The following is a 26,808-nucleotide window of genomic DNA, read 5'->3' as shown; positions in this document are numbered from 1 at the left end:
GAGTTTGATTAGACAAGGTAGACAAAGTAGAAACATTACTCCCTTGTCTCCCTTCCCTTGTCCCCTTTATCTCCAATAACCAAGCACACTTCAAATTTTCTCCTTCGCCGGCGGGACAATACCAGTTTGATTTAAACCTGCATCAATATCGCGGAGAATTTTGAAATCATCCTCTGGTAAAGGATAACTACTACTGTTAAACAAACCTGCACTTGCAACTGGTTGCTTTTCTAAAAAAGAGAATGCTTGGCGAAATTGTTGTGGTTGGGCTTTAATTGGTGCATCAAAATGGCAGGGAATAATCCACTGAAAATCCCAACTAGCAACTTTATCAGCCCAATCAATTGTTTCTCTGGGTGCGCGGTTGAGGATGAGAGTTTGCAAAACTGGTGCGACAAATAAACGTCCATCGCCACGCAAGGCGTGAAATGACCTTTGCCAATTATTTTGCCATTTAAAGGGAAATAAACCAAAATAAGCTTTGCGGGAACGTTCTGGGGCTTTGAGGGCATCGCGGAAGACTTCACCCCAGGCGGGTACATCTAAAACACTGGGTTGAAAGTATAAAGCAAATAAAGTGATGCGTTGCCATCCTTTGCGGCGGTTGGCTTGATTATCAGCAACCACATCAGAACCTTTTTCTTTAGCGTGGAAGAGTAAGGGATAAGGGTCGAGTTGAACGATCGCAGGTGGTTCTTCTGGTATAGATACTACTGCATCTGTGACTAATAAAGTGTGCGATCGCTTGTGTAGAAATGCTACTTCTGTAAATTTACCTGGGCCTAAATCAATCGTTTTCAAAATTGTATAGTCAAATTCATCACCAAAAGGCGATTGACTGCTATCTTCTGGCAAGACTTGAGTACGTTTTCCTGGTAAACCCAACCAACTCAATGGTAAATTTAGCGGGAAACTCCATTGATTTGGGGCGACAAATACCTGTGCATTGGGAAAACATCTGGCGAAGGGGCCGACGAAAACCTTATGTTCAATGCCAGAAATAGTTGGCAAGATAATATATTTCACATCACCATGTTCTGCAACTAACTCCTGTATCAGTTGCAGACATTCTTTTGTCGGTGCGACAGGTGCATAAACCAATAAACCACCCGCATCTAACTTGACAACTGTCATCCGAATCGGCACAACAACATAAAAAATGCCTTGCAATTGGTCAAAAGTCCAGATGGAGTCTTTGATGATTTCTTTGCGAATTGTCCGCCGCCTGCTATATGGGTAAAGTGGCACAATCGGCCAGAATGGCCAAGAAATATCTTGTGGATGAATTTGTTCTGTTACTACACGTTCATCAAAAGCCACCCTGAAACTCCTCCGAAAATTCCCAATACTTCAGTTTATTCTTTCTGCGCCAAAGTTGGAGTTTAGCAAATTCTGTTACTGAGAAATACAAAAAGTAAAATTTTTAAACCAGATATTTACAGACGAAGTTAATTACCTCTGTTAATCCTGATTGGGTTTTTAAATTAGTAAAAATAAAAGGTTTATCACCGCGCATTCTTTTTGCATCGCGTTCCATCACATTTAAATCTGCACCGACATAAGGCGCAAGGTCAGTTTTATTAATCACTAATAAATCAGATTTGGTAATTCCTGGGCCACCTTTGCGGGGAATTTTATCGCCAGCAGCGACATCAATCACATAGATAGTTAAATCGACTAATTCTGGACTAAAGGTAGCAGCCAAATTATCACCACCACTTTCTAAAAAGACTAAATCTAAATTATGAAAACGTTCTTCTAACTGTTCAATTGCCGCTAAATTCATTGAAGCATCTTCTCTAATCGCCGTGTGGGGACAGCCACCAGTTTCTACACCCAAAATGCGATCGCTTGCTAAAGCCTGAGAACGCACCAAAAACTGTGCATCCTCCTGAGTATAAATATCATTCGTCACGACAGCAAGATGATACTGCTCACGCAACGCCTTACATAAAGCATCCACTAACGCCGTCTTCCCCGAACCCACCGGGCCTGCAACACCTACTCGAAATGCGTTCATAGTCACACAGTTAAGTAATAAGTAGTGAGTAATAAGTAAAGAATTTACTCATTACTCATTATTCATTATTCCTTACTCATTATTCATTACTTTTTTCAATCAGTTGCTGTAACTCATAAACACCGAGTCTGCTATAACTATGGTATTCCCTTTAATAAAAAGTGAGTACATAAAGAATTTTTATAGTTTTGGACATAATTCTGATTAAGATAATTACTTAAATATTGCTGAATAGTTTGAGATTTACATAACAGAACTTGCTCAGGACGATACATTTGTAAAACTGAGATCAGTTGTTCAGCCGTTATGCTGTTAGATTCTATCCTGATGTGGGACAAAACAGCAATCTCTGGAGGCACGGGTAAGCCCGAATAAAAAGCATAAATTGGATAGTCTGTAAACAGCCAGTTAGTATATTTTTTATGTTTTAAGAGAATGTCTACGAGTTGGATATGATTTTGATTCTGCTCTAAATATTTATGATTTTCTACCAAAATGACTCCTAATTTAATAGGAGTGACAAAAATTGCGAAAATAATCAAGACTGCGGCTAAATAAGGAATGGTAATTTGCGAGAAATTAGCAAGTTTAAATTTAGAGTACCACTTATTTTGACGGAAAAAATCTAGTGATAGCTGTAATCCATAGGTGGCTAACCAAGTCAAGGGAATAGACATTAAAAGGTAGTGGTGATACCAGACTGGTCGATGATTCATTAAAACGATAAAACTGATAACAAGCCAAATGAATGGGAAAGAATTTTTCCATTGTTTTTTTTGAATGATCACTGTACTTGCCAGAATAGCTAAAAGTAAATAATCAAAATCTTGCAAAAGAAATGATAAGGTGAGAATTTGACTATTTTTGGCTAAAAAAGCTGTGATTTTTTCTTCAGATAAACGAGCTTGCAGCAATTGTTCATAATTGAGAGAATTCCAGGCGATCGCAATCAGGAGAGAAACAATTAAACAAGCTGCCAACCACAGTAAAGGAGTTAGCAATACTTTCCAATTTAGTTGCTGGCGATTGTATTTATTAACTTGAAAAATAATTATATCAAATAGGATTAAAGGAATAATAAAAGCAGTAAATAACTTGATTTGTAAAGAAAATCCGAAAAGTACACCTGATAGCAGAATTAGAAGTTGAGAGTTTTTATGAGGAAAGTTTTGTTTATATAGACTCAATATAAAAATTGAGAGCATGACCATTGCTAAGGAAGGTAAACCAATCATCACAGAAACACTCAACCGCAGAAAATTGCAGGAAATTATTAACATTAAAGTGCCAATGATTGCCAGCAAATTTCCAAAATATATCCGTAGCGTCTGTGAGAAAGACCAGACCAACATTGTGGCATAAGTCAAAGTTAACAGCCGTGCAGAATAAATTGATTTGCCAAACAAGTTCAACCAAAACCCTAAAATGACTGTTGAAAGAGGAGGTTGGTCATTCCAAACTTGTGTATACATTGAAAAGCCATCTAAATATAAAATAGCTTTAATTAATTCAATTCCTTCATCACTGCTATCAAATTGAAATACCTGCTTAATTGGCATAAAAGTAAGAGCAAAAATAAAAAAACCAACAGGTATCAAGAGATTAAATAATAAAAATATTTTAACTTTATGATTGGTCATGTATAGCAATCCTATTGGAGATATGAACAAAAGATACTATAGGACTGATATTTGATTTCTGAAAAAAATCAGTACATTCAGATCAGGCTTCTTTCCTACTCCCGACTCCCCATTCCCTATTCCCTACCTACACAAATAAATTCAGAAATCAAACCGGATTCCTATAGTACAACAAGGCAAAAGTCAAAAGAAAGAATATTAATAAGTAGATAGGTGAAAAAAAATATCGTTCAGGGAAGGTAGGAGGAAATAAGTTGTTAAGCTTATTTACTTTTCTTGACACAGTTGGGTTTATTTATGCCTACCTACTTATCACAAGCCTTTTAGCAATTCCTTATGGTCACTGAGTTTCGGCTTTGCTCAACTACTGCATGGTCTAATACCATTTCACTTTAAAAATGATACAGACATGAAAGCAGCGCCTCGACTTCTCCTGACGGAGACGCTGCGCGAACGCTCGGCGACCGGAATCAGAGTTGCAGAGGAAGTGATTTGTATCAGTAATTTCGTGAATTGGTAAGTAACCACGCAAAATTAATTACAGTCATTGCGAGCGAAGCGAAGCAATCCCAGCCCTTGCGATTGCTTCATTTCGCTTCGCTCCATTCGCAATGACTTTGTGTAATTAATTATGTTTAACTACTTATAAGTAAGGCTGTGAGGCATTTATCAAGGGAGTTTGAGAGGGTGCTTGAAAACAAAAATCTTTGCTTCCTCATTGTTGATCACAGGAGGGTACAAAAATTAACCGTATGTTGGGTTTTCGCTGTTGCTAGGGTAATTACAAGAGCGTTTTATGGTTACTTACGGTTTTTACAATTGCTCAATTGCTTGTCTATCCTGGGTTTTACACTTGCCTTGATACTCCAAATACATACACGCCTGACCATTTTTTGTTTTCCTTAACTTGATACTAATCATCTCATCCATAAAAATTAAGCAATGTTTAAAATTAGGATTTTGTTACCAAATATACAGTAATCCTTGGTGATTGACTTTTGAATACATAAGTAATGATGTAATAAATTTGAAATGACGTAAAATAAAGCTCTCTCAAAGTTTTAATCGCAGGGATCATCTCATCTCTAAGTAGAAACCAGTTCTAAGTGAATTTATATATCTAAAGTGAGATGATAAAATCACCTACAGATTAAGATAATCAATAAAAGTATTGTAAAGGTTTATTAGCTAAAATTTTTCTTAAGATTACCAACAAATCTTCTGGCTATTTGTTAGCTTGGTTAAACCAAACATCGAATTTAAGACTAACAGTTCAAAAACAAAAATTTAGTTATCTCCAGGGGTTAAAAAATGCAGATAGTATACAAGATTTACTGCCCAAATTGTGGTAGTAAAGCAGAGCGTTATTACATTTCAGATAGTGAATTAACACGGACACAATGCTCAAGTTGTGATTACTTGATGATTAGTTGCACCCGTACTGGTAAAGTGATTGAAGCTTACGCTCCTGGAATTCAGTTAAGTAAAAGATAAAAAGTAAAAAGGCAAAAAAATGAAGTATGAGTAAGTTAATTTCATACTTCAGAATTCATCACTTAACACTTCAATTTACTTTTTACTCATTCTCAACTGTCCACAAGCAGCATCAGCTTCTAAACCGCGAGAATAACGTACACTTACAGCAATTTTTTGTTGTTGAAGAATGTTAACAAAAGCTTGGATGCGATCGCGGCTGGGGCGTTGATAATCCACTTCTTGAATTGGGTTGTAGGGAATCAAGTTAACGTGACTTTGGAAGCCCCGCAGACGTTGTGCTAGTTCTAAGGCCTGTTCTGGTAAATCGTTGACACCAGCCAGCAAGATATATTCAAAAGTCATACGGCGGCCTGTAATTGCTACATATTCCCGACATTCCGCCAATAAATCTGCTAAAGGATAGGGGCGGGCGCTGGGAATGAGTTGTTCTCTGAGGGCTTGGTTAGGGGCGTGGAGACTTACCGCCAGGGTAATTTGCAAATGATGTTGGGCGAATTGACGAATGCGATCGCGGATTCCCACTGTAGAAACAGTTAGCATCCGTTGTCCAATACCCACATCTTGATTTAAGGATGTCAAGGCGGCTAAAACATTATCTGTATTTAGCAACGGTTCACCCATACCCATGAACACCACATTGCTAACTCGTTCTTGAAAATCTTCTTGGACAGTTAATACTTGATCAACAATTTCGTGACGGGCGAGGTTGCGTTTATAGCCTCCTTTACCAGTCGCACAGAAATCACAAGCCATCGGACAACCCACTTGGGTAGAAACACAGACAGTTAATCGCTTATCGGCGGGAATACCTACAGTTTCGATAATCTGTCCATCAGCTAATTGCAGTAGATATTTGACTGTACCATCTGGGGCAACTTTGCGGTAATGGATGGTAGAACGACCAATAGGGATATCTGCAATTTCTGTACGCCATTGTTTGGGAAAAACGGAAATATCAGCAAGCGATCGCACTTGCTGATGATAAATCCAATCATGTAACTGTTTCCCTCGGTAAGCCGGCTGTCCCTGCTGCTGTACCCAAGCAGTTAACTCGCTAACCGAAGCACCGAGTAAGGGAGGAATCGCTAATTTTTCCGTGGTGGGTGAGTCAACTTGAGAAATGGATGGCGTAACAGACATAGGGAGAGACTTACGAGTTTAAACTTGGATCTCTATCCTAAGCTGTTACGCCAGAAATTTGCATATTGACTTTTAGTATCCGCTTACATATCTAATAACTCGTTCTGTTTGAATCACCCGATTATTTTTGAGAATCTCCAGGGATGCACCATTAACTGCATATTCATAGTTATTATTCCGAGCTACATATCCTACACCTTCTTCGGAGGAAGTAGGTAGGGAACGGATAGCTTTACCAGTTGATTTAGCAATTCCAGTGTAAAACAGGTTGCCTCTTCTCTTACAAATATAGATATGAAAATTCTTAGTTTCAAAATAAGCTTCTAATCTGCCGCCACCTGTAGAACTAGGACAATTAGATGCTTGGGCAATTGTCTGACTATTAACTGTTGAAACAGGAGTAGATTCTAATTGTGCAGCATTCGCGGATGAAGATATACCTACAATTCCAGACAGTAGTGAAGCTGTGGCTAAAATGAAAACAAAAGACTTATTTTGTACTTGATAAAAGCTGTTCATAATCAGTCCTGAAGTTTGATTACTATTCGCTTCAAATCTAACTGATGGTTTTTCGGATTTTTGAGAGAAAAAACACTGAAATTTACATAAAGTCTTATCTAACTGGAATTTCCAAGATGAACTCTGCACCCTTTCCTGATTCCGAAATACACTCTATTTTACCTTTATGCTGTTCCACAACAATTTGATAGCTGGTAGTTAACCCAATACCTGTACCTCCACCTACTGGTTTAGTAGTGAAGAATGGATCAAATATCCGTGGTTTAACTGCTTCGTTAATTCCTATGCCATTATCTTGAATAGAAATTCGCACCCAATGGTGATTGATTGCTTGCGTGGTAATGGTAATTTGAGGTGCAGTTGGTAGCTGCGATCGCTCCTTAATCATCTCATGTAACGCATCAATCGCATTACTGAGAATATTCATAAATACTTGATTCATCTGCGAAGCATAGCAGTTAACTAAAGGCAACTGACCATAATTTTTAATCACTTGAATTACATTAGTTTCAGTCTTACCCTTAAACCGGGGTTGCAGCAACATTAAACTATTATCAATTCCCTCATGAATATCTACAGGCTTCATATCAGCCTCATCCAAGCGCGAGAAATTTCTTAAACCCAATACAATCTTGCGAATCCGGTCTGCGCCTACCTTCATTGAAGAGAGAATTTTTTGCAAATCTTCAATTAAAAATTCTAAATCAATCTCAGCAATAATTTGTTCTAGTTTCGGTGTCACATTGGGATATTCTTGCTGATATGCCTCAATTAATTGCAGTAACAAATCAACATAATCACTTGCAGGTTCAATATTCGCATAAATAAAATTCACCGGATTATTAATTTCATGGGCTACACCAGCTACCATCTGTCCTAAACCAGACATTTTTTCGGTTTGGATGAGTTGCGATTGGGTACATTTCAATTCATACAAAGTTTGTTCTAACCGCAGATTCTTTTCATTTAAATCTTGAGTCCTAGCGGCTACTTTTTCTTCTAATTTGGCATATAGCTGGGCAATTTCTAAAGAAATCGCTGCTTGAGAAACTAACAGCTTTAAGATTTGCAGTCTATCGGGGGTGAATACACCTACCGTTAAAGTATTTTCTAAATAAATAATGCCAATTAATTGCCCTTGATTCAAGATAGGCGTACATAATATAGACTTTGGTTTATTGTGCAAAATATATGGATCAGCCGCAAAATGTCTGTCAGCACTCGCATCGTTGATTAATACATTTTCTCTGGTATGTGAAACATAATTAATCAAGCTCAAGGGAATATTTTTACTTTCTGTTGCTAAGGTTGATTTTATCTCGCATGATAGATGATTGTGACATTGCACCACAATTCTCAACTCATCATCCTCTTGCAACATCAATGCAGATTTATCTGCACCAACATTTTCGATAATTACCTGCATTAACTTTTGCAATAGCTTGTCTAAATGAATTTCTGAAGCAATTGCTAGAGATGCTTGAGTCACAGTTTCTAAATCTAAAGCATCTGAGACATTTGTGGTATTAGCATCAACCGTGATTGGGCTGGTAAAAGAGTTAATTTGTGTATTTTTGATTTGATTGTTAATCACCTTAGCTAGTAACTGCTGATAGCGTTTTTCTAAATCGGCAACTTTGACTTTAGCACCCCAACGGGTATAACAGTAGTAAGCATCAATCAAATAAGGTTGAGCAATTTTTTCTTTACCACAAGCCAGATAAAATTCCGCAGCTAATTCATTTGCTATTGCTTCTTCTTGGACATATCCATTAATTTTAGCCCCTTGGACTGCACTTTCATAAAGCTCTACAGCTTGCCAATTATTGCCTAAAACTCTAGCTATTTCTGCCTCGACCAAATCATCCTGATGTTGAAAATTCATTGGTGCATTTTCAGCCCAAACTTTCATTTTTTGCTGATTGGCTAACACCTGCTGCATATATTCTGCTTTTTTGCTATCAGGCTGATTATGATAATCTGCTAACAAAGCCAAAGAATAGTAAAGATTATGTTTAGCAGTACCATATTGTCCGACAGCAGCTTGGATATATTGCAGCCCAATTACCGCATTTTCTACAGCATTGTGTGGCTGTTTAAATAAATAAAATAGTAAGGTTTTAATTAAAAATATATTAAATAAAGAAGTTTCTGTCTTTTTATCGAGACAATAGGCTAAATTTTCAGCGTGATTAAATAAACTACCATCTAATTGTTCTCTACTGGCATTCATATCCATTAAGTTTAATGCAAATTGTTGCCAGCCTCGCAACATAACTATTGCGCCATACTGCTCAAACTGACACATCCATAAATAATATTTTTCTAACTGGTTAAATACATTTGGTAGTTCTTCACCGACATAAATTAAATGTGAGTAATTATTAGAAGCAGAATAAAGTGCATATTCTATATCTCCTACTTCCATACCCAGTTGTAAACATTCTGCTAGGGGAGTAATTGTTTCTTGTAGATGAGATTTCCAGAATTTTACATTGCTATTGTACATCAATAAAACTCGACATTTAATTTCTCTCGAATCGACTTGATCGAGTAAATTTAATGCAGCTTCACCATAGCGATAACCCGCTTCAATTTCTAAATATAATGCACTGATTAACAAGCCATATAAAACATACCCATAAGCCGCAAACATCGAATTTCCATAGTTGACAGCAAGAGTAATAATTGTAAATATAATTGCTGGTAATAATCCGGGATTTGTGAAATAAGCCGCAGAAATCATATTAGTTAAAATTCGCATAGCGGCAAGTTTATCGGGAGCAGTCATCAATGGTAAATTAATTAAGTTAGTAACATCTAAATTTTGTGGTGGTGCTGACTCTAAACTAATTCCTAACAAATCTAATAACTGTAAGCCTGTATCTATAGCTAACTGCATCTGGACTTTGGAGGTATACATCTGCATGAGAATTTCATACACCTTCACTTGGTCGAGTAAATTAGCTGCTTGCTGACGAACTATATTGGCATAAATTTCTACTTGGTCAAAATTGATATTTAAATATTCGATTTCTACTGCTTCTGTATACAAATTCAGTGTTAATTGATACTGCGCTTGCCAACTATCCAAAGATAGTAATTCTAAGCCAACAGCTAAATATTTCTTAGCCGCTTCGTAAGCTGTGGCTGATTTTGCTTTGCGAACAGCAAGTAAATTTAGTTGCGCTAGTTCATCTTTTTCAGCTTGGGTGTGAATTAAAGCAATACCGACATTTAATTGGTTAACTATCTCAAAGATATTTTCTTCTAATTTTTCGGGTTCAGTGTTTTTGAGGAGTAGTTTACCAATGGTTACGTGTGTTGTCTTTTTATTAGCTTCTGGAATTAAATAATAAGCTGCTTGCTGTACTCTGTCGTGGAGAAACTTATAGGTAACATTGATATTATCTTGATTAATAATGGCTGGTGTCTGGTCAGTTGTTAATTCATCATCAGTAAATAATTTATAAATTTCATTTGTCGGCAAAATCAAGCCTTCTTTGAGTGCTTTCCACAAATCAGCAGAGGTTTCAACTAAGGATTTGTCCGAAACTATAGATAAGGTAGCTAAATCAAATTTATTGCCAATACAAGCTGCAATTTTCATGATTTCTTGCGTAGCTTGAGGCAGTTTACACAACTGTTTGGCTACAAACTCAACCACATCATCCTGCAAGTATAAAGCTTTGGCTTCGGTAATATCATATTGCCAGTTAGCAGTATGAAAGTTAAATGTGATTACTCCATCTTCATGTAATGATTTGAGTAATTGAGTTGTGAAAAATGGATTACCTTTAGTTTTGGCTAATACTAATTGAGTTAATTGTATAGCTTGTGTTTCGTGGCAATTGAGGGCATCAGCAATTAAGCAGTTAAGTTGCGTTTCGTCTAGAGGGTTGAGATGAATTTGATGAACAATGGCTTTGGCTTGATAAATATCATCTAAAGCCATCATAAATGGATGTCCAGGATAGACTTCGTTATCTCGATATGCTGCAATGACTAATAAATATTTTGTCTCTGTACCGCTTAATAGTAGTTGAATTAATTTTAACGATGCTGCATCTGCCCATTGTAAATCATCTAAAAAAATTACTAAGGGATGTTCTTGTGTGGCTAAAACTTGAATGAAGTTACTAAATAATAAATTAAAGCGATTTTGGGAAGCATTACCACTTAATTGAGTGACTTCTGGTTGTTGATCGATAATTTTTTCTAATTCGGGAATGACATCAATAATTACTTGTCCTTGAGTTCCCAAGGCTAATAATATTTTGCTTTTCCATGTTTGTAATTGGGTTTTAGTTTCTGTGAGTAATTGCCGCATTAAACTGCGAAAAGCTTGAACTAATGCTGAAAAAGGAATATCTCGCTGGAATTGGTCAAATTTACCAGCGATAAAATAACCCTGTTGGCGGACAATGGGTTTATGAACTTCATTGACGACGGCAGTTTTACCAATACCAGAAAAACCTGCAACTAACATTAATTCAATGTTGCCAAGGCTAACTCTCTCAAAGGCATCTAATAAGGTTTTAACTTCTATTTCTCTACCATAAAGTTTTTCGGGAATTAAAAAGCGATCGCTCCTATCTCGCTGTCCTAATTTAAATGGTATAATTTCACCTTGATGGCATAAATAATCTTGACAAACTTCTAAATCATGGCGAATACCTCTAGCAGTTTGATAACGTTCCTCTGCCGTCTTTGCCATTAATTTCATAATCATCTCAGCTAGTATTGATGGCAATGCAGAATTGATAGTTTTTGGGTTAATTGCTTCTTTAGCCAGATGACAATGTATGAGTTCTAAAGGATTTTGGCTATTAAAAGGTAACTTACCTGTGAGTAATTGGTAAAAAGTCACACCCAAAGAATAAAAATCAGTGCGATAATCAATTCCGCGATTCATTCTCCCTGTTTGTTCGGGAGAGATATAAGCTAATGTGCCTTCTAAAATATTCGGACTTTTAATTTCGGAGTTTTCTTTGGGTAATAAAGAAGAAATACTAAAGTCTATGATTTTAACTTCTTTAGTTGTGGGGTTAATTAAAATATTATTGGGATTAATATCTTTATGAATAATCCGATTTTGATATAAAAATTCTAGTGCCTGGGTGACTGCGATCGCAACTTTAAAAAAATCATCTAAACTTAAAATTTGACCTTGAGTATATTGGCTTAGAGAAATTCCCCCAAAATCTTCTAAAATCAGTGCATAACTATTGCCATAAGTTTCTAAGCTATAGCATTTAACAATATTTGGATGTTTGAGATGGCGGGTAATAGAATACTGATTTCTAAATAAAATTAAATCTTGAAATTGGGGATATTCCGTATTTAACAGTTTGATAGCAACTGGGGTGTGGGTTTCTTTCTGTTCAGCACGGTAAACCCTGGTTTTAGGACTGTCATGAATTTTTTCAAAAATCTCATACCCAGGAATAAAAGTACTTACCATAAAGATAACCACAGGAGATACATTATAAGTAGTATTCCCGTGGGTATCTGTAATCTCACATCCGTGAGTAACTACAGCTATATAAATTTCTTAAAAACTAGCCAAAAGTTGTGCTGTTCCAACCCCACATCGCACCTTTAGCATCTGCAAACTCTATGTAAATGCGATTTTGGGGGACATCTAAAGCTTGATTAATTTGCTGGCAAAAATCCTGACTCATCGCTTGGGTTTGGTCTGGCTTCATGGAACCAATACTTTTAATCTCAATGTAACAAACCGGGTCTGTAGTCCCAGCAAAAGTCATGGGGACATCTGCTTCAAAAGCCGTCATTACATAAGATTCTGGTTTACCTAAATGCTTGGCTAATTTCCCTGATAAACTCTTGAGCATTGTCTCAACTTCAGCTTTTGCAGGCGCAGATACAGAAGTTTGTACTTTGATTAATGGCATAGCACTGAACTAGAGATTTACATTGTTCAGTTTATCGTAGACAGGTAGGGTAGGGGGCAGAAGGCAGTTCAGTTAAGAGAATAGTAGGTTGGGTGTAGCGATAGCGTAACCCAACAAAGTATGCGTGAATGTTGGGTTCCTTTCCTCCACCCAATTTTTATGAACGAACCACAGAGGCGCAGAGAGAAGTTGCGTGCGCGGGTTCCCCGCGTTGAGCAAACTTCGGGAGAACGCAGAGAGAAGAGAGAATACTTGATAATGTTGGGTTTTGTTACTTTGCCAAAGCTTGTTGAAAAGTTTTGATGGCATCAACGTGGTTCACCATATTAATGCAGCGTAGCAACAAATCCAAATCGATGCCTTTGACTTCTTCACTACTGGATATTCTTTCATAGTCTAGTGTGTCCCCGTTTTGCCGCAGGTGATACACTTCCAAAGCTCCATCTTCCCAAAACCACACTTCAGGAATTAACAGCCGCTTGTATGCTTCCAATTTGTTGATACCGCCACTGCTAAACACTACTTCAATTACTAAATCAGGGCGTACTCGACCAGGAGCAAGTTTATAAGATTTATCTGCTTCTCGCTTTACTCCACCCGCTTCATTTTCTAAAGTCATTGAACCAGTAGGAGTAAAGTCAAATCCTGCCATGAGCAGGTATATTTCTAACAATGCGCCGAGTCTTTCTTTAACAGTTTCGTGTGGTTCTCCTGGCATTCTGCGAATCTCCAAAACTCCATCTAAAAAAGACAGTCGATATCCTGGACGGTCTAATAACTGCTCAACTGCTTTAAATTCTCTCCAGGTGACTCCCTCAAACAACAGAGGTGATTCTTTTGCTGGTTTGGCGATGGCTGCTACGGTCATAACAAAGTCTCCAGTCTGTTTCCAGATGAGAAATAATTCCGGCTTGAGAAGGCAGGTTTTAATTTTAACTATGCTTTAAGTCTGCAATGACTTCAGCCATTTATTCACCAGTGTATTGGCAGTTTTCATGACTGTATTGAAGTTTTGTTTTAGCTGATGCTGGCGATACCATTTCTGAAAAGCGATTTCATAGGCTTCTCCTCTGGCATAAAAGTTATTCCAAAAATCCAGCCCAACTGTTAAACCCCAGAATAGCAAAATGCCCAGTGACCAATGAATATTCGGCAAAATAATCAAATAATTAGCTAATATTAAAAAACTATTGACAATTGCAAAATTTCCTAAACGTTTTTTAAATTTTGCAAGACGGTAAGCATCGAAAGCTTGGCGCTGTTGAATTTCATTTTGTTGCGATCGCCAATCTTGTTCTGCTAATTGTAAAGACTCTGGTGATATGTCTAACTCACCCGCAATTTCTACGAGTAATTCGTAAGAAAACTCTTTTTCTTGGTTATCAGCTTGACGCGCGATCGCTAACTGAAGAATACGATGTACATCTTCTTGACTATAAGAATGATGGCTATTACTTTCAAATCCTGCCATAGTCTTGACTATTAATATATTTTTTAACGTGGGGTTACTATTTCTAGACTAGCAAATCTAGATTATGCTTTCTGGTAGCTTAAAAGCATAAATATCTTGGATGACTTGCACCCAACCGTCAGAGACAGATTCCAAGATGCGATCGCCTTTTTCTTTGCTGGCGGTTGTTGGATCACCAATCACGCCACTTTTACTGATATCTTTTGTTGTCCAAGATACTGGTAACTGTCCTTCCCAACTAATTAAAGTACTGTTTGGCTGTTCTGGTGGGTATTCAGCCACAGCTTTTTCGAGTTTTACCTGTTCTGGTAATATTGCCAACATAATGCTAGTTTCTGCATCTCCGGCGTGCATACCAAATTTGGCTTCTTTGGGTGTGAGCAATTCTTTAGTAATATTGGGCGCACGCCAAGTAAACAACGGAAATATTAAAAAGTCATCATACTTAACGTGTAAATCTCGCGCCGCCATTTGCATAATTTGGGGTTGTCCACCGTGGGAGTTCATCAACACCAATTTTCTAAACCCAGCCCGGTAAAGACTTTCCCCCACTTCCATAATTGTGGCTGTCAGGGTTTCGGAACTGAGGGTAATTGTGCCAGGAAAGTGCCAGTGTTCGTTAGATTTCCCATAATACAGAGTCGGCAAGGCATACGCGGGAAGATTTGCATCTAATTTAGTCAAGGCTTTCCCCAAAACACCAACACCAATCGCCGCATCTACAATCAATGGTAAATGGGGGCCATGTTGTTCAATCGCCCCGACTGGTTGAATAATTACCACATTTTCTTTATTGGGCATATCTTGGATATCAGTCCAAGTCAGGTAAGGAAAAAAGCGTTCTGGGGGAATAAAGCTGTGCATATCACTGCGATCGCGTCATTTTTATATTAATGGTTACTGGATATTGGATATTATGAGTTCCAGTTTTTAATGAATGATGCTGAGTGTAAATTTCTTACCAAGAGGTATTTCTAATTTTTGCACCTTCACAATTAGTTGTCTCATCTGTTTTTATATTACGCAACTTGGCGTAACTAAAGTCTAAGTTTCGTAATTCTGCTCCTAATAAGTTTCCATTTGAGAGATTTGTAAAACTCAACTTCGCACATCGCAGAATATTCTTTCAACCTTTTGAGTCTGTGAATTAAATTCAATAATACATACATTTTGATCCTGGAACTTACGTCTAATACGCTCTATAATTTTTGGTATATCTTCTATTAAACCTCCAACAAGAGAAGTTTCTTCAGTATTTCTTGGAGGTGAAAGATTATTTGTAGATATTTCAACCTTTGGAGCTTGTAAATTCAGTCCAAGAGAAGATGCCATTTTGGAGAGAGTATCAGCATTAATTGCTACACCCCTAAAAATAGTTGTTTTAGAACCAATGGGTTCACCTAAACCATGAATTCCTATTAAGATTCCTTGAGAATCAAGAACAGCTCCTCCACTCATCCCAAAAGTTGCAGCAGATTCAGAATCACTAGGAGTATACGTAATATCAAAACTTTTTTTAGAAGCAGCATCAAATTTTCCTTCTGAAACAAGAGCTTCTTCAATGTTTTTACGAGCAAAACTCGCTGGAAAACCTATAATGTAGACTTGCGGTTTTGATAATAAATATGTCTGTTTTGCATTCCCTATAGTGGCAATTTCATACCCAGGTTTTTTATTACTCACAAACTCTAAAACAGCTAGGTCAATATCATCAGGCGCTACTCTAGGGTTTTGAGCTTCGTATTGCATTCCGTCAGGAGTTATAATCCTAATACTTTTATTATGCTTAATACTTGTAGAAATATTATGCTTGGCAGTAAGGATGCAGTAATTATTTCCTTGACGTGCGAAGATTACACCTGAACCTTGTGACTCTAAAGCATCAATTTTGATAGTAAACTGTTTTGCATTCTCTTTAACACGAACACTTTCTTCTAGAGTACTCGATTTCTCTATATCTGATGGTTTAGAAATAGAAGTTATTTTTATAGGGCATGATATTTGATTTTTCTTCACTATTTCATTTCCAAACAGGAATCTTTCAATATCCAGAGAAAAATCACTATGTCTCAATGGAGAAGTATTACCATCAAAGATACGTTTAAATAATTGTTGTGCTACTTCAACTGCTGTATTTTCTCCAGGAAGCAGAGAATATAACGGGTAATCACATTGCTTACCCTTTTGCGAAGCACAGATAATCTTTCTACCATTATAATCAGATGAAATAATGCGTTTTAATTTATCTTCCTGATAAGCTTTTTGGAAAGCTGCTGATACATCAATACACTTCTGCCTAAGAGTTGTGTCGTATTCACTAATCCAATTTTGGTCTCTCCAAAAAATAATGTTATCTACTCTATTATTATTTAACCATTTTGCCTGTGTTGCTAATAATGTTTCATCACAAACAAACTTTATTTTATTTTTCTTATCTAATCCAATAATTTTTTCACTTTTCAAAAGGGTAAATAGCAAAAATAATGATATTAAAGAAGTTAATTTTATTGCTTTTTTCATTTTTTTATATTTTTATGTATAAATTATGTTTATATATCTACTTTACCTTAATTTGTAATAATTGCCTTACTAGGACATTGATTCATTTGAATTAACGCTTCACCCGTATTAATTTTTCTTATTAATTCTGCCAGAGAATTTTCTATTTCTTGAGAACGATGCTTAATTTTTTCTAAATTTGCTTTCATCTCAATCCAATCACATCTACTTTCTGCTTCTTTAGCATCTCTATAATGTTTTAAATCAACGATTGATTCACGGGCTTCTGTAACTTCATGGAAAAGAACACCTTGAGGAACTAAATCTAAAAGGCGCATTGCTTGCTCAAAATCATTATTGACTTGAAAAATTTCTTTAGCCTGTGCAATTAAACCGTTATAACACTGTTGAGCAGTTTGAGATTCTGTTAAACGCAGTAATAAATCTTGATTTATCTTTGTAATACATTCTTCATATCTTTTGTATTTTATTAATGTTTCAATTGGTTTTGTAGCCATTTTCTTGTAGGCATAAATTGCGTTAGCTGCTACTATACCTAAACCCATTAGTAAGCATGTTATACTTAAGCACTGTAAAGAAGATTTTCTCGACAGCTTAACAAACCTGTTTACTCCAGGCAGCATCAAAAGCAAGTTTTTTTCAATGAGAGCAATATCTTTATCTCTCAATCCAAGAATCTTTTGATAATATTTGAGTTCATTGTAAGTATCTTGCTTTAAATGATATCGATGTTCAAGTGCTTCAACTAAAGCTTGTTCATATTTTTTTAACTTCTTTTTGTATTCTTGATAAGGTTTTAAAACATCAGCTTCTATTTCTTTGGCTTGTTCAATTGTTAATCCTGAAGCTTCTTGTAATGCTGCTAATATTCTATGTCCAGTACTAGAAATTTCTCCCTTCTTTGCATATTTTTCAACTTCTTTCCTATACTGAAGTTTTGGATCATTAGTAGGTGCTTTTGCTATGTAAATTCTGAATCCTTCTTCTGCGGTAAAAATTTTAGGTGACATCGTTGGTGCAACTTCCTGAACTTTTTTCTGAGCATATCTATGTAATTCATCTGTTGAAATCAGCCCATCATTGTCTATATCAGCAGCACCAGTCTCAATACCTTCTACTATGAAACGAGTATACACTGAAAGGTCTTCTCCCTGTTGCTCTAAAGCATATTGTGTCGAAGTTGAAGCTGTGAGAACTGCCCGTCCCTTTCCACCTAGTTGATTCTGAATATCCACAGTTTCATCACCTTTAACTGTGAGTCCATCTGCAAAAGCTCCACTAAAACAACAGTCAAGAATTACAACCTGGCTACAGCGTGAACCACTCATAATGTACTGCACGAAACTGGCTGGTGTAGCTGTTGCCTCAATATGTTCACTGTTGGTAGCTCGATTAGAAAAGTAAAATTTGCCGTTTCTATCTTTTAATCCATGTCCTGAAAAAAATAATAGTGCCAAGTCTTCTTTTCTTCGTCCAGAAAAGAGTGTTTTAATTTTTACTTGAATTTCTTGAAGATCAGGGTTGAGTAGCTGTTCTACCTGATCAAAACCACCTATTTCTGAGTTTTGCAATACTCTCTGCATTGCCTCAACGTCGTTAGTAGCACAAGGCAGAGGCGATAAATTATACATATATTCACTGTTTCCAATCAGCAGTGCTACCTTTGCCATGTCGCTATCTTGATGTATTTCTGTGCAATATAAATTACTGTAAGTTGAATCTTACATTCTATGTACTTAATTCTCTCATAAGTATTCGGTTAATACTGACATCCTAGATTAACAATATAAGTTTATGTATAAAGCTTCACAAAAGCTTTATCAAACAGATTCAAGCAAGAAGAAATTCAGGTAATCAAAAAGACTTGGAAAAGTGTGTATTAAAACATAATCTTAATATCAGCCATTGCTGTACATTTTTGGATTAGCACATATTACTGATCTATCTGCTGTTTACAACAATAATTAAGTCGTAACATATTGTGTACAAACTTAATGATTTCAATATGACAAAAGTTTTGTAATTCTTAATTAATACTTAGGTAATTACTGTTTAAATATTGAGGATGAGGATGAAAGGAATTAGTTTTCTAATTTTCAGTCTTTAGTTAAAGCATAATAGCCAAAGAACAAGTAGTAACAAGGAAGAATCAATGGTTGATGACAATGGCTCAATTCGCACTTTATCGGTTGATATTGGTGGTAGCGGTGTAAAGGCGATAGTTTTGGATATTACCGGAACTCCCGTTACAGAAAGGGCGCGGGTAGATACACCATCCCCAGCTAAACCAGATGTTGTAATTAATGCGATCGCACTTTTAGCAGATTCTCAAGGTGATTTTCATCGGGTTTCGGTTGGGTTTCCGGGTGTAGTGCGCTGCGGAGTCACAGAAACAGCAGTTAACTTACATTCTGATTGGATTGGGTTTGATTTTGCTAAAGCATTATCCCAACGTTTGAATAAACCAGTCCGAGTAATTAATGATGCAGACATGCAAGGCTTAGGTGCGATCGCAGGTAAAGGTGTAGAGTTAGTAATTACCTTGGGGACTGGCTTTGGTTCGGCTTTATTTGTCGATGGTAAACTTGTACCGAATATGGAAATGGGACACCATCAGTTCCGCAAAGGCCAGACTTACGAAGAACAATTAGGACGTGCAGCCTTACAAAAGTATGGCGAGAAGAAATGGAACAGGCGCTTAGAAAAAGCGATCGCTTCTTTGCAGCATTTATTTAATTATGATTGTCTTTATATCGGTGGTGGTGAAGCTGTAAAAGTAAATTTACAACTACCTTTAAATGTTAAACTCATACCCAATGTTACGGGTTTGTTAGGCGGAATTGCCTTGTGGCGCGATTAGTCTAAAGTCTGAAGTGTGAAGTCTAAAGTCTGAAATTAATTAGTCACATATCTTGCACCAGGCGACTGAAGTCGCGGCTACACAGACAAAACCTGCCTACGCAGGTTCCAAACCCTTGATTTTACGTTAGTCCGCGTAGGCGGACTTCGTTTGTGTAGCCGCGAATTCCATTTGCCAAGGCTAGGTGCAAGATGTGAGTAGTGGAGGATTTAGACTCACCACATAATTCATCCCACAAATATAGCAGTCCTAAATCATTTGTGAAGAACAAGATCCCCGACTTCTTTGAGAAGTCGGGGATCTAAGCCTCTCAATTTTTACATCTCATGTAAGATTGCTATATGCAGCGCCCCATTTTTAGCAATTTCTAGCAGTTTTTTGAGAATTTTTATTGATGCCGATCGCAAAGCAATGAACATCTTTCAGCATGAATAATATCATCTCCGGCTAATCAGTTTTAATTCGATACATCAGTGCAGAAAAGATAAAATTCTCTCCCCTGCTCCTCTGCTCCCTTGCCCCCCTGCGGTCTTAATGATAAGTGTTTTAGCGGACACAATATGATGCCTATTTGTTGCTTGTTACGCCGTCTGTGTAGAAGCTAATTTTGAGTCTGCGGTCGATTTTAACCGGGTAATGGTGGCTTTACGAATGCGATCGCTTTTGCGTACTCCACCTGTCATTTCGTATTCTCGGCTGTCTTTGCCATACCTCAACACCACACCACTAACCAAGCGTTCTGAAGTTTCACGAATGGTCTTTTCCAGGGTTTGTATGTTTGCTTTGGCTGTATCAAGGGCAGTTAGCATCATATTATACTGGTCAAGCTCCTGGCGGAGTTGCTCTGTTAACTCAGTTAAATGGTTTAAACTGATGGAATCACCAAAGTCCAAGCTAGAATCAATTGATTTAAATCCGATTAATCTCTGTTCTGTTTTTTCTAGTACCGGAGAGCCTTTTTGTTTGCGTGGCATCAATGGATAGCCTTTACTAAACTTTATCTTTCTAAGGTGTCTCAATAGAGCGATTTATTGGTTCAGTAAAACTTACAAAATAAAATGTTTTTTGTAATAAGGTTTGATTACTAACTCAGTATTTTTACGACAAAAAATAATAAATCGTTGAAAACAGATTTGTGTTGTGAACGAATAGACTTGTGTTGTGAATGAATGAATTTGTGTTGTGAATAAATAGATTTGTATTGTGAATGAATAGACTTGTATTGTGAATGAATAAACTTGCGTTGTGAATGAATAAACTTGCGTTGTGAACAAATAAGCTTGTTCACTTGATTATTTATTTCAGGACTTACGCAGAATCATGAAAAAACGAACCAAAAAGGGCGCATAGACGCGATAGCGGCTTCCCGCAGGGTAGGACACGAAGTTAAGAGGATTCGAGAGTGTTTTTGCGTAAGTCCTATATTTAACCTAAAGAAGCCCACCTATTGCTAAAGCTATGGTGTACACACAAATCTGAAATAGCTGATTAACAAGGTTTTACCCCACCCTAACCCTCCCCTTGGAAAGGGGAGGGAACTAAATTTCTCTTTTTCCCCCCTTTCCAAGGGGGGACTAAGGGGGGTAATTTGATTTGTGTACACCACACCGTAGCTCTGCAAAGAGTTTCTTGTAATATTATTGCTCCTCAGAACGGCGATGTGTGGGTAACAAGCTCTTTTTTTGTTTTTCTTGCAAACTCCTAGCTTGTTTCAAGACTGGAATACACTGATTAATCATCCACATTAAAACCTCAATTGCTGAGTCTCCTTGCTGAAGGCGGTTTTCGGCATTTACGCCAATTAATATTGTTTGCAGAATTAGCAAGAAAGTAATAGCTTTTTGACTTGCACTCTTACCTGATTTTTTAGCTGACATCTGAACTCACCTTGTTTTTAAGCTGACAAGGTGAATTATTTTTTTGGGTGTTTCCCCAGACACATCCCCCACACAAAGTCTATAATGCTTGTATCGTCAGCTTTTGCGGCTTGGGGAAGCTTGTTTGTTTGGGTAATTACAAATTATTTATATTTTCTTTATATTTGACTGATGTCAAGAAATCTTCGTAAGGATGAATCAGCTTTAGACAATGTACTCAGTCTGGTAGAAGCATTGCTACAACTGTCACAAGAACAGGAGTGTGAGTCAAAACTTCCACTTTGCGTTGTTTGGAATGCTAATAAGCTGCAAATTACCGGATATAAAAGCGAACAGAGAACAGGAAACAGAACCAAAACAACTGAAGTTGGTACAAAGAAAGAAGATTTACTCAATCAGATTAAAAAAGCTGGCAAAACTTTAAAACCTTCCCCAAAAAAAGCAGAATCTAACGTTGATGAGTTAGATGAGCTTCAAACTGCACTTGACTGGTTAAATAAATTGCAAGTGCTAGGAGACAAACAAGTTAAGAGAAATCCAGGTTATTGGAAATTTACCCTAACGTTAAAACATCAGACAGCATCGATAAAAGATAATCTGGAGGTGGTTAAGCAGAAGTGGAAGGAATACCACCAAAAGCTAAATTTAAAAGAAACATCCCAGGAACAAACAACAGATAATAGCTTCTATTGGCAAAAAATCTGCCGCGCTATGCTCCAAAAACACAAGCGTCTCACCACAAATGAGTTGCTGTTTGCTGATGATGAGATGAAATTTGAGTTAGACGAAATTCATGTCCCTTTAGCATTGGTGGAACGTAATAAACCGAAAAAGTGCAGCGAGGATACTTCCCCAGAACAAGGTTCGCAACTTTACGAACCGAGTTATGAAGAGAAGCAGCGATTTGAACATCAGGCTTTTTTAAAGCAAATTATCCGTGATGGTGTTGGTAAAACTCAAGGACACCGCATTGCATTAATTGGAGAACCGGGTGCGGGAAAAACTACTCATTTGCAAACTATAGCTTTTTGGATATTAAACAATCATCTGGGTTTACCAATTTGGATTTCTTTGGCAGACTTGCAAGGAAAGAGCGTAGAAGATTATTTACTGCAAAATTGGCTGAAGAATGCTTTAGAAGTGGTGCGTGTAACAGAAGAACAGGAAAACTTTTTTGCAGATTTATTCAAGAATAATTTTGTGTGGTTGTTTTTGGATGCAGCAGATGAAATGTCTTCACCCCAACCATTAACTGAGATTTCCCAGCAGTTGATGGGATGGGTGAAACATGCGCGGGTTGTGCTGACTTGTCGGGTGAATGTTTGGGAAGCAAACGCCAACGCTTTAGAAAATTTTGAGACGTATCGGTTACTCAATTTTGCATATCCCCAACAAGTGCAAAAGTTTATTGGGCGTTGGTTTCACAACAAGGATGTAGACAAAGGGGAAAGATTATGGCAGGAATTAGATAAACCTGAACGTCAGCGCATCCAAGATTTAGTTAAAAATCCTTTGCGGTTGGCGCTGTTGTGTAGCACTTGGCAAAGTTCCGATAAAGGTTTACCAGAAACTAAAGCCGGACTTTATCAGCAGTTTGTAGAAGAGTTTTACAAGTGGAAAGAAAACCGCTTCCCTACCACCGAACAGCAGCAAGAAGAATTAAACGCAGCCTTGGGACGTTTGGCAAAACGGGCAATTGAGCAAGAAAAGTCACGGTTTCGGCTAACACATAAATTTGTGCGTGAGCAATTAGGCGATGCAAAAAGGGAAGATTCTTTATTTTGGTTAGCGTTAAAGTTGGGATGGCTTAATGAAGTTGGACTGGCTGCGGAATCAGCAACGAAAGAGAAAGTTTACGCTTTTTACCATCCCACATTTGAGGAATATTTTGCAGCGTTGGCGGTTAAAAATTGGGACGAGTTTCTGAATCATGTTCCCGACAACCCCACGCTAGGCGTTTATCGCATTTTTGCGCCGCAGTGGAAAGAGGTGATTTTGCTGTGGTTGGGACGTGAGGATGTGGAGAGAAAGGAGAAAGAAGAGTTTATTCAGGCGTTGGTGGAATTTGATGATGGGTGCGGAAATGATAGAGTCACAATAGGATTTTACGATTTTCGCGCTTATTTTCTCGCTGCTGCGGGGGTTGATGAGTGGAAAAATTCTTGCTACGCAGATGCTATTGTGGCGGAAATCGTTAAATGGGGTTTTGGCGAGTTTAAGGTTGAACAAAATAAGTGGGTAGAATTTCTTACACCAATCTCAGAGGTAGCAAGGACAGCACTACCTCAGACAAATCGCATAAAAGCGATCGCTGTTTTAATTGAGTTAATCGGCAATCGACAACTGGATAATTCTACCCGAAGTCAAGCGGCAAAAAGCTTAAGGAAAATTGGCTCTGGCAACCAAAAAGCTATTGATGCTTTGGTGGAGTTCATCAGCAATCCAGAACTGGATTATTCTACCCGAAGGCAAGCAGCAGAAAGCTTAGGGGAAATTGGCTTTGGCAACCAAAAAGCGATCGCTGCTTTAGTGGAGTTAATTGCCAATCCACAGATGAAAGATTATAGAAGGCAAGCGGTATCTAGCTTAGGAAGAATTGGCTCTGACAACCAAAAAGCAATTGATGCTTTGGTGGAGTTAATCGCCAATCCTCAACTGGATTATTCTACCCGATTGCAAGCGGCAGAAAGCTTAGGGAAAATTGACCCAGGCAACCAAAAAGCGATCGCTGCTTTAGTGGAGTTAATCGCCAATCCACAACTGGATTATTCTACCCAATTGCAAGCGGCAGAAAGCTTAGGGAAAATTGACCCAGGCAACCAAAAAGCGATCGCTGCTTTAGTGGAGTTAATCGCCAATCCACTAGTGTATCGTGAGAAGACCGTATGGCAAGCGGAAAAAAGCTTAAGGAAAATTGGCTCTGGCAACCAAAAAGCGATTGATGTTTTGGTGGAGTTCATCGGCAATCCACAACTGGATTATTCTATCCGAGAGCAAGCCGCAGAAAGCTTAGGGGAAATTGGCTTTGGCAACCAAAAAGCGATCGCTGCTTTAGTGGAGTTAATTGCCAATCCACAGATGAAAGATTATAGAAGGCAAGCGGTATCTAGCTTAGGAAGAATTGGCTCTGACAACCAAAAAGCAATTGATGCCTTGGTAGAGTTAATCGCCAATCCACAACTGGATGATTCTACTCGATGCCGAGTGGCAGAAAGCTTAGGGCAAATTGACCGAGGCAACCAAACAGCGATTGATATTTTGGTGGAGTTAATTGGCAATCCACAACTAGATTATTCTATCCGAAGGCAAGCGGCAAAAAGCTTAGGAAAAATTGGCTCTGGCAACCAAACAGCGATCAACGCTTTGGTAAAGTTAATCGGCAATTCACAACTGGATTATTCTATCCTACGACTCGATGATTTTGTCCTACAACTCGATAATCTTATCCTAGATGATTTTACCCTAAATGAAGCAGCATCTAGCTTAGGGCAAATTGGCTCTGGCAATCAAAAAGCGATTGATACTTTGGTAAAGTTAATCGGCAATTCACAACTGGATTATTCTACCCGATGGCAAGCGGCATCTAGCTTAGGGCAAATTGGCTCTGGCAACCAAACAGCGATCGCTGCTTTGGTAAAGTTGATCGGCAATCCACAACTGGATTATTCTACCCGATGGCAAGCGGCATCTAGCTTAGGGCAAATTGGCTCTGGCAACCAAACAGCGATCGCTGCTTTGGTAGAGTTAATCGGCAAACCACAACTGGATGATCTTACCCTAATAGAAGCGGCATCTAGCTTAAAGAAAATTATGTCAGAGGAACAGATGCCGAATGTTGTCACCGTGTTGAAGAATTACTTATCACCTGAAACTTACAAAAATGACTTTGAGCGATTTTATTTTTGCTACAGATTGATCTGGACGTGCGCCCAAAGTATGCCCTACCCCGCTTTTTATCAAGCTTGGCATTAACAAGAGAAAGTGAAAGATGGAGAGTAGGAAAATTAATTTTGTGTGGTTATACCAATTTTTTATGAAGTTGCATAGAATTTGATACCCTTGAGCCTCCCCTTATTAAGGCTACCGTGTACACACAAGTCGAAAATAGGCAGTATGAAACGCATCCCGCCTAGAACTAAAGTTCCAGGCTGATAGCAAAAGTCTACTGAAGTAGACTGGAATTAATTTTTTTTGAGTCATCTGAAGATGACTTGCGCTATGAGACTCGGAATTCATTCCGAGGCGGGATAGATGCACTCAACGAACATTTCATTTATTTGTGTGTACACCGTAGCCTTGTAGGAGAGAGGTCAAAATGTACTGCACCCAACCAAGAACTGCTATATTATGACCCCTGCGCTCGATAAACTGGACTGATGTGACGATAGGTATTAAGTAAAGTCAGGAACTTATCAAAATCAAAACTTACTGGGTCAATTTTTTGCCCAGAACGATCAACTTGTTGATGGGTAGTAATGCGGTCTTCGGGAATTTGACTTTGAGCAATTAACCAAGCTAGAGAATGATATTGTTCTGGAGTATAGCCGCTATGAGCTTGGATGTAATTATCACCTCGTCCATCGGGTGGTGTTTCTAAAGAAACGTGATAGGCAAAATTATTGACAGATGGTGATAAATTAGGATTAGTCTGGACAGTTTCAATGCCATTAAAGCTTTCAAACACTGAGTTAGCTGCCCCAAAAGCTCGCTTTTCTGGTGGTACTAAATAAACAACTGTGCCATCTAATTTAATTAAGGAATGATAACTTGCTTGCACACTTTCATCTTCGTGGGGTGTTTGAAAGAAATTAATCGCACTGTCGGCAGAATAACCAGTTTCATGGAGTACGATAATAGCTGGATTGGTGAGTGTGACACCGTAAATATCTTGAGTGTAGCGATCGCCATAATTACTAGGGTCTACTATGGCAATCTCATATCTTGGTTGATATTTCGCAAAAGCCTCTGTAGTTCGATATCTGCCAAGATTTTGCCTGGGAATGACTGGAGACTTGGCTGATTGATTTTTAGAAGATTGCAACTTTACTTGAGGATATTCACTCCAAGCTGTCGTCATCTCTTGATTTGATGAGGTGGTTTGATGGATTTTTGCTTGGTTAATTTTGCCAATCAACAGTGCCACACTCAAAGCAGTAAACACTAGAGAAATTAATAGCACCCTGGTTGCCCATTCTCTAAAACTCATGTTGGCAGATTTCAGAATACAGCTAGAAACATCTTAATCGAAACAACAATACCAATTCATCTGCCAGACAGCCCCAATGCGACTTATTTCAAGAATAAATAAAGTCTCCCTCTCTCATCAAAACTACTTAAGTATTTTTAATT

19 protein-coding genes are annotated in these 26,808 nt (G+C 37.8%); 3 read left to right on the top strand and 16 right to left on the bottom strand.

The window, feature by feature from the left end; translation table 11 throughout:
- Positions 1–90 precede the first annotated feature (90 nt).
- The 3 genes from H6G28_RS16160 to H6G28_RS16150 form a co-directional block, all read right to left on the bottom strand.
- Complete coding sequence (locus H6G28_RS16160; RefSeq protein WP_190672176.1) at positions 91–1,320, bottom strand: DUF4336 domain-containing protein; 1,230 nt, start codon at positions 1,318–1,320, stop codon at positions 91–93.
- Between the two features lie 103 nt (positions 1,321–1,423).
- Positions 1,424–2,020 (bottom strand): urease accessory protein UreG, encoded by a 597-nt coding sequence (gene ureG / locus H6G28_RS16155; protein ID WP_190591267.1) that lies wholly within the window; start codon positions 2,018–2,020, stop codon positions 1,424–1,426.
- A 137-nt stretch (positions 2,021–2,157) separates the two neighbouring features.
- Positions 2,158–3,660: an ArnT family glycosyltransferase gene (locus tag H6G28_RS16150; RefSeq protein ID WP_190672173.1), complete on the bottom strand. Its 1,503-nt coding sequence runs from the start codon at positions 3,658–3,660 to the stop codon at positions 2,158–2,160.
- A 1,311-nt stretch (positions 3,661–4,971) separates the two neighbouring features.
- Between H6G28_RS16150 and H6G28_RS36870 the strand changes: the two genes are divergently transcribed.
- Entirely contained in the window at positions 4,972–5,154 is a 183-nt protein-coding gene (locus H6G28_RS36870; protein ID WP_242048484.1) for a replication restart DNA helicase PriA, read from the top strand.
- A gap of 75 nt (positions 5,155–5,229) precedes the next feature.
- On the opposite strand, the gene rlmN is transcribed toward H6G28_RS36870, so the two are convergent.
- The 10 genes from rlmN to H6G28_RS16100 form a co-directional block, all read right to left on the bottom strand.
- The gene (rlmN, locus tag H6G28_RS16145) at positions 5,230–6,297 is read right to left on the bottom strand and encodes a dual-specificity RNA methyltransferase RlmN (RefSeq protein ID WP_190591265.1); all 1,068 of its coding nucleotides are present in this window, start codon (positions 6,295–6,297) and stop codon (positions 5,230–5,232) included.
- 72 nt (positions 6,298–6,369) lie between these two features.
- The gene (locus H6G28_RS16140) at positions 6,370–6,816 is read right to left on the bottom strand and encodes a hypothetical protein (RefSeq protein ID WP_190672170.1); all 447 of its coding nucleotides are present in this window, start codon (positions 6,814–6,816) and stop codon (positions 6,370–6,372) included.
- 94 nt (positions 6,817–6,910) lie between these two features.
- Entirely contained in the window at positions 6,911–12,280 is a 5,370-nt protein-coding gene (locus H6G28_RS16135) for a trifunctional serine/threonine-protein kinase/ATP-binding protein/sensor histidine kinase (protein ID WP_190672166.1), read from the bottom strand.
- Positions 12,281–12,377: 97 nt separating this feature from the next.
- Positions 12,378–12,731 (bottom strand): phenylpyruvate tautomerase MIF-related protein, encoded by a 354-nt coding sequence (locus H6G28_RS16130; RefSeq protein ID WP_190591262.1) that lies wholly within the window; start codon positions 12,729–12,731, stop codon positions 12,378–12,380.
- A 271-nt stretch (positions 12,732–13,002) separates the two neighbouring features.
- Positions 13,003–13,599 (bottom strand): Uma2 family endonuclease, encoded by a 597-nt coding sequence (locus tag H6G28_RS16125; RefSeq protein WP_190672162.1) that lies wholly within the window; start codon positions 13,597–13,599, stop codon positions 13,003–13,005.
- A 75-nt stretch (positions 13,600–13,674) separates the two neighbouring features.
- A complete protein-coding gene (locus H6G28_RS16120; protein ID WP_190591260.1) occupies positions 13,675–14,202 on the bottom strand; it encodes a 2TM domain-containing protein in 528 nt (175 codons plus the stop codon).
- Between the two features lie 57 nt (positions 14,203–14,259).
- Positions 14,260–15,066 carry a creatininase family protein gene (locus H6G28_RS16115; protein WP_190672159.1) on the bottom strand — a complete coding sequence of 269 codons (807 nt, stop codon included), beginning with the start codon at positions 15,064–15,066 and terminating at the stop codon, positions 14,260–14,262.
- A gap of 94 nt (positions 15,067–15,160) precedes the next feature.
- Positions 15,161–15,304, bottom strand: a complete 144-nt coding sequence (locus H6G28_RS37805) for a pentapeptide repeat-containing protein (RefSeq protein ID WP_190672156.1) — start codon at positions 15,302–15,304, stop codon at positions 15,161–15,163.
- Complete coding sequence (locus tag H6G28_RS16105; RefSeq protein WP_190672153.1) at positions 15,301–16,722, bottom strand: trypsin-like peptidase domain-containing protein; 1,422 nt, start codon at positions 16,720–16,722, stop codon at positions 15,301–15,303. Before H6G28_RS16105 ends, H6G28_RS37805 begins: the two co-directional genes overlap by 4 nt.
- A gap of 47 nt (positions 16,723–16,769) precedes the next feature.
- Positions 16,770–18,392, bottom strand: a complete 1,623-nt coding sequence (locus tag H6G28_RS16100) for a caspase family protein (protein ID WP_190672150.1) — start codon at positions 18,390–18,392, stop codon at positions 16,770–16,772.
- 482 nt (positions 18,393–18,874) lie between these two features.
- On the opposite strand from H6G28_RS16100, the gene H6G28_RS16095 reads away from it, so the two are divergent.
- Positions 18,875–19,582 carry an ROK family protein gene (locus H6G28_RS16095; RefSeq protein ID WP_190672148.1) on the top strand — a complete coding sequence of 236 codons (708 nt, stop codon included), beginning with the start codon at positions 18,875–18,877 and terminating at the stop codon, positions 19,580–19,582.
- Positions 19,583–20,163: 581 nt separating this feature from the next.
- Here H6G28_RS16095 and H6G28_RS16090 read toward each other — a convergent pair.
- Both H6G28_RS16090 and H6G28_RS16085 read right to left on the bottom strand, forming a co-directional pair.
- On the bottom strand, positions 20,164–20,556 hold the full coding sequence (locus H6G28_RS16090) for a hypothetical protein (protein ID WP_190591257.1): 393 nt from the start codon (positions 20,554–20,556) through the stop codon (positions 20,164–20,166).
- Between the two features lie 663 nt (positions 20,557–21,219).
- On the bottom strand, positions 21,220–21,459 hold the full coding sequence (locus tag H6G28_RS16085) for a hypothetical protein (RefSeq protein WP_190672144.1): 240 nt from the start codon (positions 21,457–21,459) through the stop codon (positions 21,220–21,222).
- Positions 21,460–21,630: 171 nt separating this feature from the next.
- Between H6G28_RS16085 and H6G28_RS16080 the strand changes: the two genes are divergently transcribed.
- Entirely contained in the window at positions 21,631–25,431 is a 3,801-nt protein-coding gene (locus tag H6G28_RS16080) for a HEAT repeat domain-containing protein (protein ID WP_190672141.1), read from the top strand.
- Between the two features lie 373 nt (positions 25,432–25,804).
- Here the strand turns inward: H6G28_RS16080 and H6G28_RS16075 are convergent, their stop codons facing one another.
- Positions 25,805–26,665 (bottom strand): N-acetylmuramoyl-L-alanine amidase, encoded by an 861-nt coding sequence (locus H6G28_RS16075; protein WP_190672138.1) that lies wholly within the window; start codon positions 26,663–26,665, stop codon positions 25,805–25,807.
- Positions 26,666–26,808: the final 143 nt, after the last annotated feature.

The organism is Nostoc sp. FACHB-190, from assembly GCF_014696905.1.
In the GTDB taxonomy this organism is placed as follows: Bacteria; Cyanobacteriota; Cyanobacteriia; order Cyanobacteriales; family Nostocaceae; genus Nostoc_B.
Note: the sequence above shows the minus strand (reverse complement) of the source record. Positions and strands in the feature narration are given on the sequence as shown.

Coding starts and splice junctions, on each gene's coding strand:
- H6G28_RS16095 (WP_190672148.1), top strand. CDS start 18,875: ATGGTTGATGACAATGGCTCAATTCGCACTTTATCGGTTGATATTGGT.
- H6G28_RS16150 (WP_190672173.1), bottom strand. CDS start 3,660: ATGACCAATCATAAAGTTAAAATATTTTTATTATTTAATCTCTTGATA.
- H6G28_RS36870 (WP_242048484.1), top strand. CDS start 4,972: ATGCAGATAGTATACAAGATTTACTGCCCAAATTGTGGTAGTAAAGCA.
- H6G28_RS16085 (WP_190672144.1), bottom strand. CDS start 21,459: ATGTCAGCTAAAAAATCAGGTAAGAGTGCAAGTCAAAAAGCTATTACT.
- rlmN (WP_190591265.1), bottom strand. CDS start 6,297: ATGTCTGTTACGCCATCCATTTCTCAAGTTGACTCACCCACCACGGAA.
- H6G28_RS16075 (WP_190672138.1), bottom strand. CDS start 26,665: ATGAGTTTTAGAGAATGGGCAACCAGGGTGCTATTAATTTCTCTAGTG.
- H6G28_RS16130 (WP_190591262.1), bottom strand. CDS start 12,731: ATGCCATTAATCAAAGTACAAACTTCTGTATCTGCGCCTGCAAAAGCT.
- H6G28_RS16100 (WP_190672150.1), bottom strand. CDS start 18,392: ATGGCAAAGGTAGCACTGCTGATTGGAAACAGTGAATATATGTATAAT.
- H6G28_RS16080 (WP_190672141.1), top strand. CDS start 21,631: ATGTCAAGAAATCTTCGTAAGGATGAATCAGCTTTAGACAATGTACTC.
- H6G28_RS16115 (WP_190672159.1), bottom strand. CDS start 15,066: ATGCACAGCTTTATTCCCCCAGAACGCTTTTTTCCTTACCTGACTTGG.
- H6G28_RS16105 (WP_190672153.1), bottom strand. CDS start 16,722: ATGAAAAAAGCAATAAAATTAACTTCTTTAATATCATTATTTTTGCTA.
- H6G28_RS16140 (WP_190672170.1), bottom strand. CDS start 6,816: ATGAACAGCTTTTATCAAGTACAAAATAAGTCTTTTGTTTTCATTTTA.
- H6G28_RS16135 (WP_190672166.1), bottom strand. CDS start 12,280: ATGGTAAGTACTTTTATTCCTGGGTATGAGATTTTTGAAAAAATTCAT.
- H6G28_RS16120 (WP_190591260.1), bottom strand. CDS start 14,202: ATGGCAGGATTTGAAAGTAATAGCCATCATTCTTATAGTCAAGAAGAT.
- ureG (WP_190591267.1), bottom strand. CDS start 2,020: ATGAACGCATTTCGAGTAGGTGTTGCAGGCCCGGTGGGTTCGGGGAAG.
- H6G28_RS16090 (WP_190591257.1), bottom strand. CDS start 20,556: ATGCCACGCAAACAAAAAGGCTCTCCGGTACTAGAAAAAACAGAACAG.
- H6G28_RS16125 (WP_190672162.1), bottom strand. CDS start 13,599: ATGACCGTAGCAGCCATCGCCAAACCAGCAAAAGAATCACCTCTGTTG.